The following is a 15,656-nucleotide window of genomic DNA, read 5'->3' on the forward strand; positions in this document are numbered from 1 at the left end:
GGATCGGCGCATGACGAACGAGGCGGACATCACCGGGACCGACGGCGCCGGGCAGCACAGCAGGACCGGGCACGACAGTGGAAAGAAGCAGGCCGGCGGGGGCGAGCAGCCCCGGCGGGCCGAGCAGAACGAGCAGAACGAGCAGGCCGAGCAGCCCCCGCAGGACGCTGCGCAGCGCAGGGTCGCGGCGATGCGGGGCGCGAAGCGGGTGCTGTCGAGGCCGCACGCGATCGTCACCCTGGGCGAGCAGCTGACCGCACTGGCGGCGGACGCGGGCACGGTGTACGACCTGGACGAGCCGGTGGACATATACGGCGGCGGGGTCGTCGCCGCGCTGGAGGAGCGGGTCGCCGGGCTGCTCGGGTTCCCGGCAGCCGCCTTCTTCCCCACCGGCACGATGGCGCAGCAGGTCGCGCTGCGGTGCTGGGCGGGACGTACCGGCGATCCGGTGGTCGCGCTGCATCCGATGGCCCACCCCGAACTGCACGAGCGGGGCGCTTTCGGAGCCGTGAGCGGGCTGCGTACGGTCCACCCGACGTCCGCGCCCCGCCTCCCCACGGCCGCGGAAGTACGCGACTTCGAGGAGCCGTTCGGCACCCTGATGCTGGAACTCCCCCTGCGCGACGCCGGTTTCGTCCTCCCGACATGGGACGAGCTGGTGGCCGTCGCCGGGGCCGCCAGGGAACGTGATGCGGTGGTGCATCTCGACGGCGCGCGACTCTGGGAGTGCGCCCCGCACTTCGGCCGCGAGCTGGCGGAGATCGCCGGGGTCGCGGACAGTGTGTACGTCTCCCTCTACAAGTCCCTCGACGGCCTTTCGGGCGCCGTGCTCGCGGGACCGGCTTCGCTGATCGACGAGGCCAGGACCTGGCGCCACCGGTACGGGGGCGCGCTCTTCCAGCAGTACCCGGCCGCGCTGTCGGCCCTGCTGGGGCTGGAGCGGGAGCTGCCCCGGCTGCCCTCGTACGTCGCGCACGCGAAGGTCGTCGCCGCGGGGCTCACGGACGGGTTCCGGGCGGCGGGTGTGCCCTGGTTCCGGGTCAATCCCGAGGTGCCGCACACCCATCAGTTCCAGGTGTGGCTGCCGTACGAGGCGGATGTGCTGTCGGAGGCGGCGGTCGTGCAGGCGGAGGAGACGGGGGTGGCGCTGTTCCAGCGGTTCCATCCGGCGCCGGGCGGGGTGCCGGGGGTGTCGCTGGCCGAGGTGACGGTGTCGGCGCCGGGGCTGTCGTGGAGCGCGGCGGATGTGACGGGGGCGGTCGGGGAGTTCGTACGCCGGGTGAGGTGACACAGGGGCGAGGGGGCTGAAGGGGCTGAGGGACGGAGGGGCGGAGGCTCAGCGGGGATCGGATGTGTGCTGTCCGTTGGTGGTCCGCGCCGGGGTCAGCAGCCTCCGCAGCCGGCCGTTCCGCGACAGCCAGTGCGTCCGGGCCTTCCCCCTCGCTCTCTTCTCCGTCGCCCTCTTCTCCGTCGCCCTCTTCTCCGTCCGTCTCGCGCCCGGCCGCCCCGTGCTCAGGTGGTCGCGGATCTCGCCGATGGCCTCCCAGTCGTGCCGGCCCGGCAGGGGCGGCGCCGTCTCTCCCCGCTGGGCGGCACGGTAGGCGTCGAGCATGTGCTGCTGGTTCGCGTTCATGGCCCCACCCTGGGCACCAGCCGGGGCCCAGGGCTCTCCATTTGACGAGCGCAGTCAATCGACGGCCGGACTGTCGGTGGGGGCAGGCACGATGGATCCATGAGCGTGGACATCGACATCACGGGGCTGCCGCCCGGGGGGATCACTTTCGAACTGTCTCCCCTGGCGGAGCTCGGCAATGCCCTGCATGTGCTGTCCGAACCGGGACACCATCCGGGGCTGCACGGCTGGGCCACGGCGACGGCCGCCGGGCTGGAGCCGGACCTCGCCGACCGGCTGCACGAAGCGGACTTCCTGTGGCGCTCCACGTTCTCGGACATCTTCCTGCCGTTCGCGGGCGCCCGGCACGGCGGCGGCAGGCCCGGGGCGACTCTCGCCGAGGATCTGGATCTGCTCGACCTGCTGCCCGACGACGAGTTCGTGAATGTCGCGCTGGAGTTCACCTGCTCCGTCACCTACGACCTCGGCGGCCCCTCACCGCTCACGGACACGGGGGTCCGCAACCGCGCGCTGGATCTCGCGGCGGCCCGCGGGCCCCGGCAGCTCGACTTCACCGGACATCTGCTGAACGACCCGGTCACCGTGCGGGCCTGGATCCGGCGGCTCTTCGAGGACTGCGAGCAGGCGTTCTTCGGCGACACCTGGCGCCGGGTACGGATCCAACTGGCGGCCGACGCCCGGCACAAGACCGAGATCCTGCGGCACAAGGGCCTGGCCGACGCGATGACCGCGGTCTCCGCCGCCCTGTCGCTGGACAGCACCGGGACCAGGATCAGCGCCGACAAGCTCGCGGAGGGCCGTTCGGCCGCGGTGGGCGCGCCCGCCGGGGACGGGCTCACCTTCGTACCGACCAGTTTCGGCTGGCCCCATCTGCTGGTGCTCCACCGCCCGGACTGGCGCCCGGCGATCCAGTACCCGGTCGCCGCACCCGAGTTGCCGTCCCCCGCGTCGGTCGAGCTGCTGAAGCTGCGGCTGGAGGCGCTGGCCCACCCGATGCGGATGCGGATGTGCCGGGGGCTGGCCCGCTCCCCGCGCACCACGGGCGAACTGGCCGACACACACGGCATATCCGCGCCGGAGATCTCCCGCCATCTGGCGGTCCTGAAGCGGGCCGGCCTGATCACCACCAGGCGGCGTGGGCGGTATGTCCTGCACCAGCTGGACCTCACCGTGGTGGCCAGGCTCGGCAGCGACTTCCTGGAGGGGGTGCTGCGCTGACGGCCGCCTCAACGCGCCCGGCTCAACGTGCCCGGCTCTACGCGCCTGCCTGCCCTGCCGGTCTCAGTACCCCGGCCTCACCCTGCCTGTCTCAGCGCGCAGGCCTCACCCTGCCCAGCTTCAGCACGCCCGCCTCACCTGCCGGTCTCAGCGCGCCCCGGAGCCGCCGGCCCGCACCAGACCCGTCTCGTACGCCATCACGACCACCTGCACCCGGTCCCGCAGTTCCAGCTTGGTGAGGATGCGGCCCACATGCGTCTTCACCGTGGCCTCCGACAGCACCAGCAGCGCCGCGATCTCGCCGTTCGACAGGCCCTGCGCGACCAGCAGCATCACCTCGCGCTCCCGGTCCGTGAGCCGCTCGATCTCCTTCTGCTGCGGATCCGCGACCGTGCTCGGCAGCATCGGTGAGAAGCGGTCGAGCAGCCGCCGCGTGGTCGACGGCGCGACCACCGCGTCGCCGCTGTGCACGGACCGGATCGCGCCGAGCAGTTCGGCGGGGGGCACGTCCTTGAGCATGAATCCGCTGGCGCCCGCCTTCAGCCCGGAGAAGGCGTACTCGTCCAGGTCGAAGGTGGTCAGGATCAGCACCTTCGGCGCATCCGGCCGCGCACAGATCTGCCGGGTCGCCTCGACACCGTCCAGCTTCGGCATACGGACGTCCATCAGCACCACGTCGACCGCCGTCGACCGGAGAACGGCGATCGCCTCCGCGCCGTCGCCCGCCTCCGCGACGACCTCCATGTCCGGCTGGGCGGCGAGCACCATCCGGAAGCCGGTGCGCAGCAGCACCTGGTCGTCGACGAGCATCACGCGGATCGCCATCTCGTAAGGATCCCTTCTCATGGGCCGGTGCCGATGGGCACCCGGGACAACGGCAGGCTGGTGGGCTGGTGGCAGGCTGGTGGGCTGGTGGCTGGCTGGTGGGCGGGCTTGTGGCGTGGTGGGCTTGTGGGCTGTGGTGGGCTTGCCTGTGGTCCGGCCAGTGGCCGGCTAGTGGGCCGGTTTGAGCGGCAGCAGCGCGCTGATCCGGAAGCCGCCGCCCGGCCGCGGGCCCGCGTCCAGCGTGCCCCCGACCATGCCGATGCGCTCCCGCATACCGATCAGACCGTGCCCCTGACCGTCCGCCCCGCCGTCCTGGTACAACTCGTGCGCCGCGCCCCGGCCGTCGTCCTCGACCAGCAGGCCGAGCCCGTCGTCGAAGTAGACGAGACGCACGCTGGCGCCCACGTCCGGTCCGCCGTGCTTCCGGGTGTTGGTGAGCGCTTCCTGCACAATGCGGTACGCGGTCAGCTCCACGCCACTGGGCAGCGGCCGCGGCGTCCCCTCGATACGGAAGTCCACGGTCAGCCCGGCGACCCTGACCTGCTCGACGAGGTCCTCGATCTGCTGCACATCGGGCTGCGGCACGTACTCACCGCTCTCCGGCGCGTCACCGGTCCGCAGCACCCCCAGCAGCCTGCGCATCTCGGCCAGCGCCTGGCGGCCGGTGGACGAGATCGTCTCCAGCGCCTGTTTGGCCTGGTCGGGCGAGGCATCCAGGACATAGGCGGCGCCGTCCGCCTGGACGACCATCACCGAGACGTTGTGCGCCACGACATCGTGCAGCTCGCGGGCGATCCGGGCACGCTCACCGGCGACCGCCACCTTCGACTGCGCCTCCCGCTCCCGCTCCAGACGGGCGGCCCGCTCCTCCAGCTGCGCGAAGTAGGCCCGGCGGGTCCGTACCGAGTCACCCAGCACCCAGGCCAGGACGAACGGAACCGTCGCCACGACCGTGAAAACCGCCTGCTGCACCCAGCCGGTGACCCCCGCCTCGTGCCAGCGCAGCTGCGCGAGCGTCCCCGCGCACAGGCCGCCGATCAGGCCGAGCCGGGAGGCCCAGCGCTCCCCGTCGGCGGCGACGGTGTAGATCAACGCCAGCATGGCGAAGTCGGCGGGCCCCGTGCTGACGTCGAAGACCAGCTGCGCCACCCCCAGCACCGTCACGAGCAGCAGCATCTTCTCGGGCGCCCGGCGGCGCAGGGCGACAGCCGTACAGAGACCCAGGAAGACCGGGACGGCCTTGTAGTTCCACCCGTGCTCCATCCGGGACGCGTCCCACTGCATCGCGGAGAGCCCGAGGAGGATGACGGCCCAGAAGCCGTCGACCAGAGTCGGGTGTCTGCGGATGAAGGCGTAGAGACGCTGCACGTAACCCAGCGTAGGGAAGCCGGACAGGTGCAAGGGTCAACCGGAGGACCGATCCGGTCGCCCATGGAGTACTCCCCAAGGTGGAGACTTGACGCCGTGACTGATGAGTGGCGCGGGTGGCGTGAGGCGACGGAGGCCGCTCTGTACGGGGCGGACGGCTTCTATCTGCGGCCGGAGGGCCCCTCGGCCCACTTCCGCACCTCGGTGCACGCCTCCCCCCTGTTCGCAGCGGCCGTCGCCCGGCTGCTGACGGGGCTGGACATCGCGGAGCCGGCCCTGGTCGACATGGGGGCGGGCCGCGGTGAGCTGGTGACGGGGGTCCTGGCCGCGCTGCCCGCGGACTTCCCGGTACGGGCGTACGCCGTCGAGCGCGCGCCCCGTCCGGCCGGGCTCGACGAGCGCGTCGTCTGGTGCGCCGAGCCGCCGGCCGGGGTGCGCGGGCTGCTCTTCGCGAACGAGTGGCTGGACAATGTGCCGGTCGACATCGCGGAGGTGGACCCGGCCGGGACGCCGCGCTATGTGCGGGTCAGGACGGAGGACGGCGCCGAGCGGCTGGGCGAGCCGGTGACCGGGGCGGACGCGGAGTGGCTCGACCGCTGGTGGCCGCCGGACGGCCCGGGCACCCGCGCCGAGATCGGCCGTCCGCGCGACGAGGCGTGGGCGGCGGCGGCCGGAACGCTGGAGGCGGGTCTCGCGGTGGCCGTCGACTACGCCCACCCGCGCACGGCCCGCCCGCCCTTCGGCACGCTCACCGGCTTCCGGGAGGGCCGCGAGGTGCGGCCGGTACCGGACGGGAGCTGCGACATCACCGCCCATGTGGCGCTGGACGCGTGCGCGCTGCCGGGAGCGGAGCTGCGGACCCAGCGGGAGGCCCTGCGCGCCCTGGGGATCAGTGGCGAACGCCCACCCCTGGCGCTGGCGTCGACGGACCCGGCGGCATACGTCAGACGCCTGGCGACGGCGGGCGAGGCCGCGGAACTGGTGGCGCGGGGCGGGCTGGGGGACTTCGGGTGGCTGATGCAACGGGTGGGCGGGCCCGGCCAGGGGCGGTGACGCGGAGAGGCCGGGGCACGGGCAGGAGACGCGGGCAGAAGCCGGGACACGGGCGGCAGCCGGGCAGGGCACCGGACACCGGCGGCAGCCGGGGCACGGGCATGAGCCGGCACCGGCGCACCGGCAGGGCACCGCGCGCGGGCCCCGGTGAGGCCGCAGCCGTCCGCCGGGGATACTGGCCCGTATGACGGAGACGACGGTCGGCATCGGCGGTGCCGCGGAGAGCACCGACATGGTGCTCAACATCGGCCCCCAGCACCCTTCCACCCACGGAGTGCTCCGCCTCCGCCTGATCCTGGACGGCGAACGCATCCAGCAGGCCGAGCCGGTCATCGGCTATATGCACCGGGGCGCCGAGAAGCTCTTCGAGGCCCGCGACTACCGCCAGATCATCATGCTCGCCAACCGCCACGACTGGCTCTCCGCCTTCTCCAACGAGCTGGGCGTCGTGATGGCCGTCGAGCGGATGCTCGGCATGGAGGTCCCCGAGCGCGCGGTCTGGACCCGCACGCTCCTCGCCGAGCTGAACCGGGTGCTCAACCACCTGATGTTCCTCGGCTCGTACCCTCTCGAACTCGGCGGTATCACCCCGGTGTTCCACGCCTTCCGGGAACGCGAGGTGATCCAGGCGGTCATGGAGGAGGTCTCCGGCGGCCGGATGCACTACATGTTCAACCGGGTCGGCGGCCTCAAGGAGGACCTCCCGGCGGGCTGGCTCGGCCGGGCGCGGGACGCCGTCGCCGATGTCCGGTCGCGCATGGACGTGTACGACGACCTCGTCCTCGGCAACGAGATCTTCCGGGGCCGCACCCGGGGCGTGGGGGCCCTCTCCGCCGCCGCCGTGCACGCGTACGGGGTGAGCGGCCCGATCGCGCGCGGCTCGGGCGTCGACTTCGATCTGCGCCGCGACGAGCCGTATCTCGCGTACGGCGATCTCCAGGACACCCTGAAGGTCGTCACCCGCGAGGAGGGCGACTGCCTGGCGCGCTTCGAGGTGCTGCTGGGCCAGACGCACAACTCGCTGGACCTGGCAGACGCCTGTCTGGACCGGCTGGCCGCGCTGGCTCCCGGACCGGTCAACCAGCGGCTCCCGAAGGTGCTGAAGGCCCCGGAGGGTGAGACGTACGCCTGGACCGAGAACCCGCTCGGCATCAACGGCTACTACCTGGTGTCCAAGGGCGAGAAGACCCCGTACCGGCTCAAGCTCCGCTCGGCGTCGTTCAACAACATCCAGGCGCTGACCGAGCTGCTGCCCGGCACTCTGGTCGCCGACATGGTGGCGATCCTGGGCTCGCTCTTCTTCGTGGTCGGCGACATCGACAAGTAGGCCGGCTGCCGGCGGGACAGCTGCCGCAAGCGGTCCGGACGCAGTGCGGCCCGGACCCCGCCGGGGTCCGGGCCGCACACGATCGGTCCGCCGCTACGAGATCGCGGTGCGCAGCACGCCCACGTCGATCTGCTCCGTCTCGTCGTGCTCGGTCAGGTCGATGACCTGGCCCACCCCGCGGTCGGTCTCGTTCCCGAAGCTGTCATCCGCACTGTCGTCCGCGCTGTCCGCCGGGCCCGACCCGGCCGCGGAGACCGACGCGGCGGCGTTGTGTGCCGCGATGGCCTCCGCACCCACCACGTCCGCGAGGTCCTCGTTCTGAACCGAGGCCAGCTGCGCGGGCTCCAGGGCCGAGGCGGACGTCCTGTCCTTCTGCGTGTTCTGCATGTTCTGCATACCGAAGAAGTCGAAGCCGCCCACGGGCCGGGGCGCGCGGCCCTGCTGCGGGGTGTACGGGGTGATGGCGCTCGCCGGAACGCGACGCGGAGCAGGGAGAGCCGACGGCGGGCGCGTGTGCTCGGCGGCGGCCGCCGCCGGCTTCCCCTCCGGATCGGCCGTCTCCCGCTGTTCGCGCTGCTGCCGCTGCTCCCGGTGCTCGCCGTGGTCCCGGCCCTCGCGCTGTTCGCGCTGGGCCGCCGCGTTACGGCTCAGCGCACCGAGTGCCTGGGCGGCCTTCGCGTACGCGGCCGGAGTGGGGGTGGAGCGCGCGGCCGGCAGCGCGGCCCGGGTCGGGGCCGGGGCCGCGGCCTCGATCGCCAGGAGCCTGCGGCCCTCCAGCGCACCGGCCCGCGCGGTCTCGGCGGTCGCGTACCGGCGCAGCAGCGCGGCGTGCTCCCCGCGCAGCCCGGCCAGCTCGGCCCGCTTGGCCCGCAGCTTCGTCTCCAGCTTGACGCGCAGGGCGCGCGACTCCTCCAGATCGCCTTCCAGTTCGGCGGTGCGCTCCTCGGCCCGCCACTCCTCGGCGGCCCGTGAACGGGTCAGTTCGGCGACCCTGCGGCCGGCCACCCGGTCCCAGTTGCGCATCAGGACCGCGCCGGTCACCGCGGCGGCGGCCGCTGCCGCTGCCAGACAGCGGAGGACCAGGGGATCCGCGAACAGCCAGGCGCCGGCGGCGAAGAGAAGCGAAGCACCGGCAACGGCCGAAGGCTGGAGAAGCCGGTGCAGGGGTGGGGAATGGCGGTGGCGTCCACGTGGCATGGCCCGAAATTTACCGTGCGGGTGAGCCGAATGGATGACCGCACCGGGATTTGTTCCCCAGCGGTTACCTCGAACGGTTACCCCGGTGCTCCCGCCATTCCCCCGGGAACCCGCTAGTTGATCAAGCTCTTCGACTTCAGATAGTCCTTCGCGACATCGTCGGGCTTCGCACGCTCGGAGTCGACCTTGCGGTTCAGCTGGACCAGATCGGCGGTCGTCAGCGCGGAGGTGAGCTTGGCGAGAGCGGCCGCGATGTCGGGGCTGCCCGCGTGCTCGGCATTCACGACCGGCAGGACATTGTCCGCGTTCTGGAGCTTCTTGTCGTCCTGGAGCAGCACCAGACCGTAGGTGTCCAGCGTCGCGTCGGTCGTGGTGGTCAGCACCAGCTGGTCGGTGCCGTCCTTGACCGCCTGCTTGGACTGCGGGGTGCCGACGCCCTTGGGGTCGATGCCGGTGACATCAATGCCGTACTTCGACTTCAGGCCCGGTGCGCAGAACGGCCGGACCGTGCATTCGTCACCCGCGGCGATCTTGACCTTCACCTTCGACTTCCCCAGATCCGAAAGGGTCTTGAGCTTGTTCTTGGCGGCGAATTCCTTGGTCACGGCGAAGGCGTTCTGGTCGACCGCAGCGCCGGCCGGAAGCACCTTCAGCCCGCGCGGCCCGGCGAGCTTCTTCAGGGCTGCCACGGTCGCCGCGGCATCACCGGAGGCGACGGGCTTCTTCTCGGCCTGCTTGGCGCCGTTCGTCTTGGCGTTGAGGAATTCGGCGAGGGTGGCCGCGTATTCCGGTACGACGTCGATCTGCCCCTTCTCCAGCGAGGGTTCGTACAGTTCGCGGTTGTTCACCGAGGTGACCGAGGTCTTGTATCCGGCGTTGGCCAGCACCTGGCTGTACAGCGCGGCGAGGACCTTCGACTCGGTGAAGCCGGCCGCGCCGATGACGAGCGAGCCCTTCTTGCCCGAACCGGTCGCGGCACTCGACCCGCCGCCGTCCTTGCCCTTCTCCAGGCTGTCGCCGCCGCACGCCGCGAGGGAGCCCGTCAGAGCCACCACGCCGAGCACCGCGCCCGCTATTCGCGAGGTCTTGATCATGAGGTCCACTCCAAGTGACAGGTGATTGAAGAACGTTCGAGAAATTCAGCGTAGGAAAGCGTAGGAAGCAGAGAAGGCAGCTTGAGCAGAAGCACCAGCGCCGGCAGACGCAGCAGCAACGCAGCGCAGCGGACGCGGGCCGCCCTCAGGCCGCCCTGCGCCGCGGGTCGAGCAGCCGGTCCGCCACCACCAGCAGCCCCTCGACGACGAGGGCCAGCGCGGCGACGAGCAGCGCGCCCGCCACCACCTGCGCGGTGTCGTACGTGTTGAACCCGGCGGTGATGATCCGGCCGAGGCCCCCGCCTCCGGTCATCGCGGCCAGCGTCGCCGTGGCGATCACCTGGACCGCGGCCGACCTGAGCCCGGTCATGATCAGCGGATAGGCGAGCGGCAGCTCGACCCGCAGGAACAGCTGACGCCCCGACATCCCCATCCCCCGGGCCGCCTCCACCACCGACCGGTCCACCTCACGCATCCCGGTGTACGCGTTGGTCAGCAGCGGCGGCACCGCGAACAGCACCAGGGCGATCACGGTCGGCAGATCGCCGTGCGAGCGCAGCGGGGTCAGCAGCAGCAGCGCGAGCACCGCGAACGTCGGTATCGCGCGCCCGGCGTTGGAGATGTTCACGGCCAGCGCGCCGCCCCGGCCGATGTGCCCGAGCCGGAGCGCGACCGGCAGCGCGATGAGGCACGCCAGCGCGAACGCGATCCCGCTGACCGTCAGATGCTCGGCGAGCCGGTGCTCCGCACCGCTCTCCCCCGACCAGTTGGACCCCGTCGTCAGCCAGGTCCAGGCATCGGTCAACTCACCCATGATCAGCCCGCCTCAGCCGTACGGACCGCTCGCGGCGTCCGTATTCGGGTCCAGGGCGTGAGCAGCCGCTGCACGCCGAGCAGCATCAGATCGGCCAGGACGGCCAGCAGTACGCAGAGCACGGACGCGGTCAGCACCTGCGCCTTGAAGAGGGTCGGCAGCGCGTCCGAGATGAGATTGCCGAGCCCGCCCTTGCCGACGATCGAGCCGACCGTCGTCAGCGCGACCGTGGAGACCGTGGCGATTCGCAGACCGGCGAACAACGCGGGCAGCGCCAGCGGCAGTTCGACCTCCCAGAGCAGCCTGACCGGTCCGTACCCCATCCCCCGCGCCGCCTCCCTCGCGTCCTCGGGGACCGCGGCGAGACCGGTCATGATGTTCCGTACGAGGATGGTCAGCGAGTAGAGCACCAGGCCGGTGACCACCAGGGCGGCCGACAGGCCGAACCACGGCAGCAGCAGCGAGAACATCGCCAGCGACGGCACCGTGTAGAGCACGGTCGTCAGCCCGAGCACCGGCCCCGCGAACACCCGTCCGCGGCGCGCAAGCAACGCCAGCGGCAGGGCCACCACCAGCCCTATCGCCACCGACACCGCGGTGATCCAGATGTGCTGGACGGTCGCGTCGGTCAGCTCCTGGCTGCGGGATGTGACGTAGTCCCAGCAGAGCCAATCGTTCCTCGCCATGCAGTTCTGCCCGCTCATCGCGCCCCGCTTCCCGGCCCCCGCCGCGCTCCGGCCCGACAGGACCCGTTGTCCGCCCCCATCGGTTTCCTCAACTCAGTGGCGACCCTATCCCCGGCCACTGACAATGCCGGGATCCGTCGCACTGCAGCAACATGGCCTTCACAACCGGCCCGTCACAATGGGGAATCATGATCCGATTCGAAAACGTCACCAAGCGGTACGCCGACGGCACGACCGCCGTCGACAACCTCTCCTTCGAGGTCGCCGAAGGTGAACTGGTCACGCTCGTCGGCCCGTCCGGCTGCGGGAAGACCACCACGATGAAGATGGTCAACCGGCTCATCGAGCCGACCGGCGGCCGGATATTCGTCGACGGGGACGACATATCCGCCACCAACCCCGTCGAACTCCGCCGCCGTATCGGCTATGTGATCCAGCAGGTCGGCCTCTTCCCGCACAAGACGGTGCTGGACAACACCGCGACGGTCCCGCACCTGCTGGGCATCAAGCGCTCCGCCGCCCGCGCCAGGGCCGCCGAACTCCTCGAACTGGTGGGCCTCGACCCGTCCGTCCACGGCGGCCGCTACCCCGAGCAGCTCTCCGGCGGCCAGCGCCAGCGGGTGGGCGTGGCGAGGGCGCTGGCGGCCGACCCGCCCGTACTGCTGATGGACGAGCCGTTCGGCGCGGTCGACCCGGTCGTGCGCGAACACCTCCAGAACGAATTCCTCGCGCTCCAGAAGTCCGTCCGCAAGACCGTCCTCTTCGTCACCCATGACATCGAGGAGGCGGTTCGGCTCGGCGACCGCATCGCGGTGTACGGGCAGGGCACGATCGAGCAGTTCGACGCCCCGGCCGCCGTGCTCGGCGCCCCCGCCACCCCCTACGTGGCGGACTTCGTCGGCGCCGACCGCGGCCTCAAGCGGCTCTCCGTCACCCCGATCGAGCCCGGCGACCTGGAACAGCCCCCGGTGGTGCACCTCGACGACCCGCTGCCCGCCACGCTCCCGGGCTGGGCGGTCGTCCTGGACCGGGACGAGAATCTGCACGGCTGGATCTCCGCGGGGCAGGCCGCCACCGCCAGGGGGGCGGTGCGTGAACACGCCCGCCGCATGGAGGCCCGGCTGCCCGTCGGGGCCTCGCTCAAGCAGGCGTTCGCCACGATGCTCCAGCACGACGCCGGGTGGATCGCGGTGATCGACGAGGCCGGCGCCGGCCGCTTCCTGGGCGTGCTGACCCCGGCCCGGCTGCACGAGGCGCTGCGCCGCTCCACCGCGGCCGACGCCCGGGACATCCCGCGCGACGAAGTGGAGCTGGACACCGTCAGCGGCCGGTGAGCCGCTGGCTCAGCCACACCATGCCCGCGGGGATCTCGCGGCGCCAGGTGTTGAAGTTGTGCCCACCGCTGGTCAGGGTGATCGACGAGAGCCGGGTGGGCGGCTTCACCTTGTCCATGAACCGCATCGTGCTGCGGTAGTTCCCCTCGCCCTTCTTGCTGGTGGTCACCAGGAGCGAGGTGGCCGGGGCGGGCCGGTGCTCCAGGCTCCACGTCAGATCCGCGCGCCGCCGCTCAAGGCCGTTGCCCTGGAAGAGGTCGCCCGTCGTCGGGTCCTCGGCCGCGCGGTAGTACGCGGAGAGCCCGGCCCCCGCCCCGTACACACCCGGGTGATGGACCGCCAGTTTCAGCGCGCAGTAACCGCCCGTCGAGTCCCCTATGGAGCCCCAGTTCCCGGGCCCGGGCCCGACCCGGTACGCGGCCCTGACGGCGCCCGGCAGGTCCTTCGCGAAGAACGTCTCGCTCTGCGGTCCGCCCTTTATGTCCACGCACTCGGTGTCCCGCGGCGGGGCGACCGTCGGCCGCAGCATCACCAGCACCATCGGCCGCATCTTCCCGGCCTTCAGCTGGTCGAACTCCGTCCTCGGGTAGTGCAGACCGTGGATCAGGTTCTCCGCCGTGCCCGGGTAACCGGTGAGCACCACGGCCGCCGGGAAAGTTCGCTTCATGTACGCCCGCTGGAAATACTGCGGCGGCAGATAGACGTAGGCGGAGCTGGCTATCTTCGACGTACGGCCCTGGATCACGACCTTCTGTATCTGCCCGGCGAGCTCCGGCTTGGTGCCGCCGGGGACGTCCAGGCCCTTCCTCGCCACGACCCGGACGTCACGGCTGCCCGCGTCGTGGTCGACGACCACGCCCGGCGTCTGCTCCTGGCCGAAGAGGTCGGCCCACGACCCGTAGAAGAGGAAGGAGTTGTTGGCGATGAGCCCGACCGTGACGAAGACCGCCAGCTGGGTGGCGAGGAACAGGCCGACCCGTCCGGCCACCGCGCGGCCGCTGCGCCGCGCGAGCCGTGGCCAGAGCCAGATCGTCGCGGCGAACAGGGCGATGGCCAGCAGTGCGGCGAGCGCCAGAACCTTGTGGCTGGTGAGACCCATGAGGAGCCGAGCTTTCTGGGGAGAGATTTTTCCGGGTGACGGATGAACCCGCGCCCCGTAATTGCCGTCCTAGAGGACACAAAATGTCCGGATGCTGCGCCGACTTCGGCGATCGGCGGACACAGAACCTCTTGTGGAGCCGTGGGAAGCGATGTCTGTGCCGGTAGATGGGGAAAAGTCGGTAATGGTTCCGAAGAGTGTCCGACGGATCTTCCGGGGCCCCCGCCCCGAGACCGTCCCCTCCCTGGTCGGGACGGCCTGTGCGGTCGTCGGCCTGCTCGACATCGCCGGCGGGGCGTTCCCCCGGTTCCGGCACAGCCGGATGCATACCGTCGCGGAGGTGCTGCCCGGTGCGCTGGGGCCGTTCACCGCGGCGCTCGCGCTCTGCGTGGGGGTGCTCCTGCTGCTCCTCGCCCATGGCCTCAAACGCCGTAAACGCAGGGCCTGGCGGGCCGCCGTGGTGCTGCTTCCGATCGGCGCCGTGGCGGAGTTCGGCTACCGGCACTCGATCGTCGGGGTGCTGATCTCGCTGGTGCTGCTGACCCTGGTCGTACGCCACCGCTCCGAGTTCGAGGCGCTGCCCGACCCGCGCAGCCGGTGGAAGGCGCTCGCCAACTTCGTACTGCTCGGCGCGGGATCGCTGGGCCTCGGCCTGGTCATCGTCAGCGTCCACCCCGGCCGGGTCGTCGGCAGCCCCAGCATCGCCGACCGCCTCCAGCACGTGCTGTTCGGGCTGTTCGGCTTCGAGGGCCCGGTCGAGTACCAGGGCAACACCTCCTGGACGGTCGCCTACTCGCTCGGCTCCCTGGGGCTGCTCACCGCCGTCACCACCATCTATCTGGCCTTCCGGCCCGAACACCCGGCGGCGCGCCTCACCGACGAGGACGAGAAGCAGCTGCGGGCCCTGCTGGCGAAACACGGCGGACGCGACTCGCTCGGCCACTTCGCGCTCCGCCGCGACAAGGGCGTCGTCTTCTCCCCGAGCGGCAAGGCGGCCGTCTGCTACCGGGTCGTCTCCGGGGTGATGCTCGCCAGCGGTGACCCCATCGGCGACGTCGAGGCGTGGCCCGGAGCGATCGAACGCTTCATGGACGAGGCCAAGCTGCACTCCTGGACCCCCGCGGTGATGGGGTGCAGCGAGACCGGCGGTGAGGTCTGGACCCGTGAGACCGGCCTTGACGCGCTGGAACTCGGGGACGAGGCGGTGGTGGATGTCGTGGATTTCTCCCTCGCCGGGCGGGCGATGCGCAACGTACGCCAGATGGTGAAGCGCATCGAGCGCGGTGGCTACGAGACGCGGGTCCGGCGCGTCCGTGACGTGGGCGAGGTCGAGCTGGAGCGGATCAGGGCGGCCGCGGCGGCCTGGCGCGGTACGGACACCGAACGCGGCTTCTCGATGGCGCTCGGCCGGATCGGCGATCCCGGCGACGGGGACTGCGTCATCGCGACCGCCCACAAGGCCGACGGGCCCGAGTCCCCGTTCGGCGACCTGAAGGCGATCATCCACTTCGTGCCGTGGGGCAAGGACGGCATGTCTCTGGAGCTGATGCGCCGCGACCGCGCCGCCGACCCCGGCATGAACGAGCTGCTGATCGTCGCGGCCCTGGAGGCGTCCCCCGGGCTCGGCGTCGAGCGGGTCTCGCTCAACTTCGCGATGTTCCGCTCTGCGCTGGCCCGCGGCGAGAAGATCGGTGCGGGTCCGGTCCTGCGGGGCTGGCGGGGGCTGCTGGTCTTCCTCTCCCGCTGGTTCCAGATCGAGTCGCTGTACAAGTTCAACGCGAAGTTCCGGCCGCGCTGGGAGCCGCGCTTCGTGGTCTTCCGCAACACCGGCGACCTGCCGCGCATCGGTTTCGCGGCAATGCAGGCCGAGGGCTTCGTCAATCTGGGCCTGCCGTGGCCGTTCGCACGGCGCGGACGGGTGGCGGACCGTCCGTGCACCCACCTCAAGGGCGCGAACGGCGAGAGCGGGGCCCGGGCGGCGTAACGCGGCCCGGGGCCCGCGGCCACC

General features: G+C 71.5%; 14 protein-coding genes. 6 read left to right on the forward strand and 8 right to left on the reverse strand.

What is annotated here, in order from left to right:
* Positions 1-190 precede the first annotated feature (190 nt).
* Positions 191-1,288 (forward strand): low specificity L-threonine aldolase, encoded by a 1,098-nt coding sequence (locus OG385_RS13000; protein ID WP_266860819.1) that lies wholly within the window; start codon positions 191-193, stop codon positions 1,286-1,288.
* Between the two features lie 48 nt (positions 1,289-1,336).
* Here OG385_RS13000 and OG385_RS13005 read toward each other — a convergent pair whose 3' ends face one another.
* Positions 1,337-1,633, reverse strand: a complete 297-nt coding sequence (locus tag OG385_RS13005) for a hypothetical protein (RefSeq protein WP_266854678.1) — start codon at positions 1,631-1,633, stop codon at positions 1,337-1,339.
* A 105-nt stretch (positions 1,634-1,738) separates the two neighbouring features.
* Between OG385_RS13005 and OG385_RS13010 the strand changes: the two genes are divergently transcribed.
* Positions 1,739-2,851 (forward strand): DUF5937 family protein, encoded by a 1,113-nt coding sequence (locus tag OG385_RS13010; protein ID WP_266860821.1) that lies wholly within the window; start codon positions 1,739-1,741, stop codon positions 2,849-2,851.
* A gap of 147 nt (positions 2,852-2,998) precedes the next feature.
* Here OG385_RS13010 and OG385_RS13015 read toward each other — a convergent pair whose 3' ends face one another.
* Entirely contained in the window at positions 2,999-3,676 is a 678-nt protein-coding gene (locus tag OG385_RS13015; RefSeq protein WP_266854679.1) for a response regulator transcription factor, read from the reverse strand.
* A gap of 168 nt (positions 3,677-3,844) precedes the next feature.
* Positions 3,845-5,044, reverse strand: a complete 1,200-nt coding sequence (locus OG385_RS13020; protein ID WP_266854681.1) for a sensor histidine kinase — start codon at positions 5,042-5,044, stop codon at positions 3,845-3,847.
* Positions 5,045-5,140: 96 nt separating this feature from the next.
* Between OG385_RS13020 and OG385_RS13025 the strand changes: the two genes are divergently transcribed.
* Together OG385_RS13025 and OG385_RS13030 are read left to right on the forward strand one after the other, a co-directional pair.
* Positions 5,141-6,097: an SAM-dependent methyltransferase gene (locus OG385_RS13025; RefSeq protein ID WP_266854683.1), complete on the forward strand. Its 957-nt coding sequence runs from the start codon at positions 5,141-5,143 to the stop codon at positions 6,095-6,097.
* A 184-nt stretch (positions 6,098-6,281) separates the two neighbouring features.
* A complete protein-coding gene (locus tag OG385_RS13030; protein ID WP_266854684.1) occupies positions 6,282-7,424 on the forward strand; it encodes an NADH-quinone oxidoreductase subunit D in 1,143 nt (380 codons plus the stop codon).
* Between the two features lie 93 nt (positions 7,425-7,517).
* Here OG385_RS13030 and OG385_RS13035 read toward each other — a convergent pair whose 3' ends face one another.
* The 4 genes from OG385_RS13035 to OG385_RS13050 form a co-directional block, all read right to left on the reverse strand.
* Complete coding sequence (locus tag OG385_RS13035; protein WP_266854686.1) at positions 7,518-8,621, reverse strand: hypothetical protein; 1,104 nt, start codon at positions 8,619-8,621, stop codon at positions 7,518-7,520.
* Between the two features lie 113 nt (positions 8,622-8,734).
* A complete protein-coding gene (locus OG385_RS13040) occupies positions 8,735-9,715 on the reverse strand; it encodes an ABC transporter substrate-binding protein (RefSeq protein WP_266854688.1) in 981 nt (326 codons plus the stop codon).
* A 145-nt stretch (positions 9,716-9,860) separates the two neighbouring features.
* Positions 9,861-10,529 carry an ABC transporter permease gene (locus OG385_RS13045; RefSeq protein ID WP_266854689.1) on the reverse strand — a complete coding sequence of 223 codons (669 nt, stop codon included), beginning with the start codon at positions 10,527-10,529 and terminating at the stop codon, positions 9,861-9,863.
* Between the two features lie 2 nt (positions 10,530-10,531).
* A complete protein-coding gene (locus OG385_RS13050) occupies positions 10,532-11,233 on the reverse strand; it encodes an ABC transporter permease (RefSeq protein ID WP_266854690.1) in 702 nt (233 codons plus the stop codon).
* A gap of 170 nt (positions 11,234-11,403) precedes the next feature.
* Between OG385_RS13050 and OG385_RS13055 the strand changes: the two genes are divergently transcribed.
* Complete coding sequence (locus OG385_RS13055; RefSeq protein WP_266854691.1) at positions 11,404-12,549, forward strand: ABC transporter ATP-binding protein; 1,146 nt, start codon at positions 11,404-11,406, stop codon at positions 12,547-12,549.
* Here the strand turns inward: OG385_RS13055 and OG385_RS13060 are convergent.
* Positions 12,536-13,648 (reverse strand): esterase family protein, encoded by a 1,113-nt coding sequence (locus OG385_RS13060; protein WP_266854693.1) that lies wholly within the window; start codon positions 13,646-13,648, stop codon positions 12,536-12,538. The genes OG385_RS13055 and OG385_RS13060 overlap by 14 nt on opposite strands.
* A gap of 151 nt (positions 13,649-13,799) precedes the next feature.
* Here OG385_RS13060 and OG385_RS13065 point away from each other — a divergent pair, with 151 nt between their 5' ends.
* On the forward strand, positions 13,800-15,632 hold the full coding sequence (locus OG385_RS13065) for a phosphatidylglycerol lysyltransferase domain-containing protein (protein ID WP_266854695.1): 1,833 nt from the start codon (positions 13,800-13,802) through the stop codon (positions 15,630-15,632).
* Positions 15,633-15,656 lie beyond the last annotated feature (24 nt).

Origin of the sequence: Streptomyces sp. NBC_01306 (genome assembly GCF_026340465.1) — a bacterium.
Classification (GTDB): Bacteria; Actinomycetota; Actinomycetes; order Streptomycetales; family Streptomycetaceae; genus Streptomyces.

Coding starts and splice junctions, on each gene's coding strand:
- OG385_RS13065 (WP_266854695.1), top strand. CDS start 13,800: ATGTCTGTGCCGGTAGATGGGGAAAAGTCGGTAATGGTTCCGAAGAGT.
- OG385_RS13060 (WP_266854693.1), bottom strand. CDS start 13,648: ATGGGTCTCACCAGCCACAAGGTTCTGGCGCTCGCCGCACTGCTGGCC.
- OG385_RS13005 (WP_266854678.1), bottom strand. CDS start 1,633: ATGAACGCGAACCAGCAGCACATGCTCGACGCCTACCGTGCCGCCCAG.
- OG385_RS13055 (WP_266854691.1), top strand. CDS start 11,404: ATGATCCGATTCGAAAACGTCACCAAGCGGTACGCCGACGGCACGACC.
- OG385_RS13050 (WP_266854690.1), bottom strand. CDS start 11,233: ATGAGCGGGCAGAACTGCATGGCGAGGAACGATTGGCTCTGCTGGGAC.
- OG385_RS13045 (WP_266854689.1), bottom strand. CDS start 10,529: ATGGGTGAGTTGACCGATGCCTGGACCTGGCTGACGACGGGGTCCAAC.
- OG385_RS13030 (WP_266854684.1), top strand. CDS start 6,282: ATGACGGAGACGACGGTCGGCATCGGCGGTGCCGCGGAGAGCACCGAC.
- OG385_RS13040 (WP_266854688.1), bottom strand. CDS start 9,715: ATGATCAAGACCTCGCGAATAGCGGGCGCGGTGCTCGGCGTGGTGGCT.
- OG385_RS13000 (WP_266860819.1), top strand. CDS start 191: ATGCGGGGCGCGAAGCGGGTGCTGTCGAGGCCGCACGCGATCGTCACC.
- OG385_RS13035 (WP_266854686.1), bottom strand. CDS start 8,621: ATGCCACGTGGACGCCACCGCCATTCCCCACCCCTGCACCGGCTTCTC.
- OG385_RS13015 (WP_266854679.1), bottom strand. CDS start 3,676: ATGGCGATCCGCGTGATGCTCGTCGACGACCAGGTGCTGCTGCGCACC.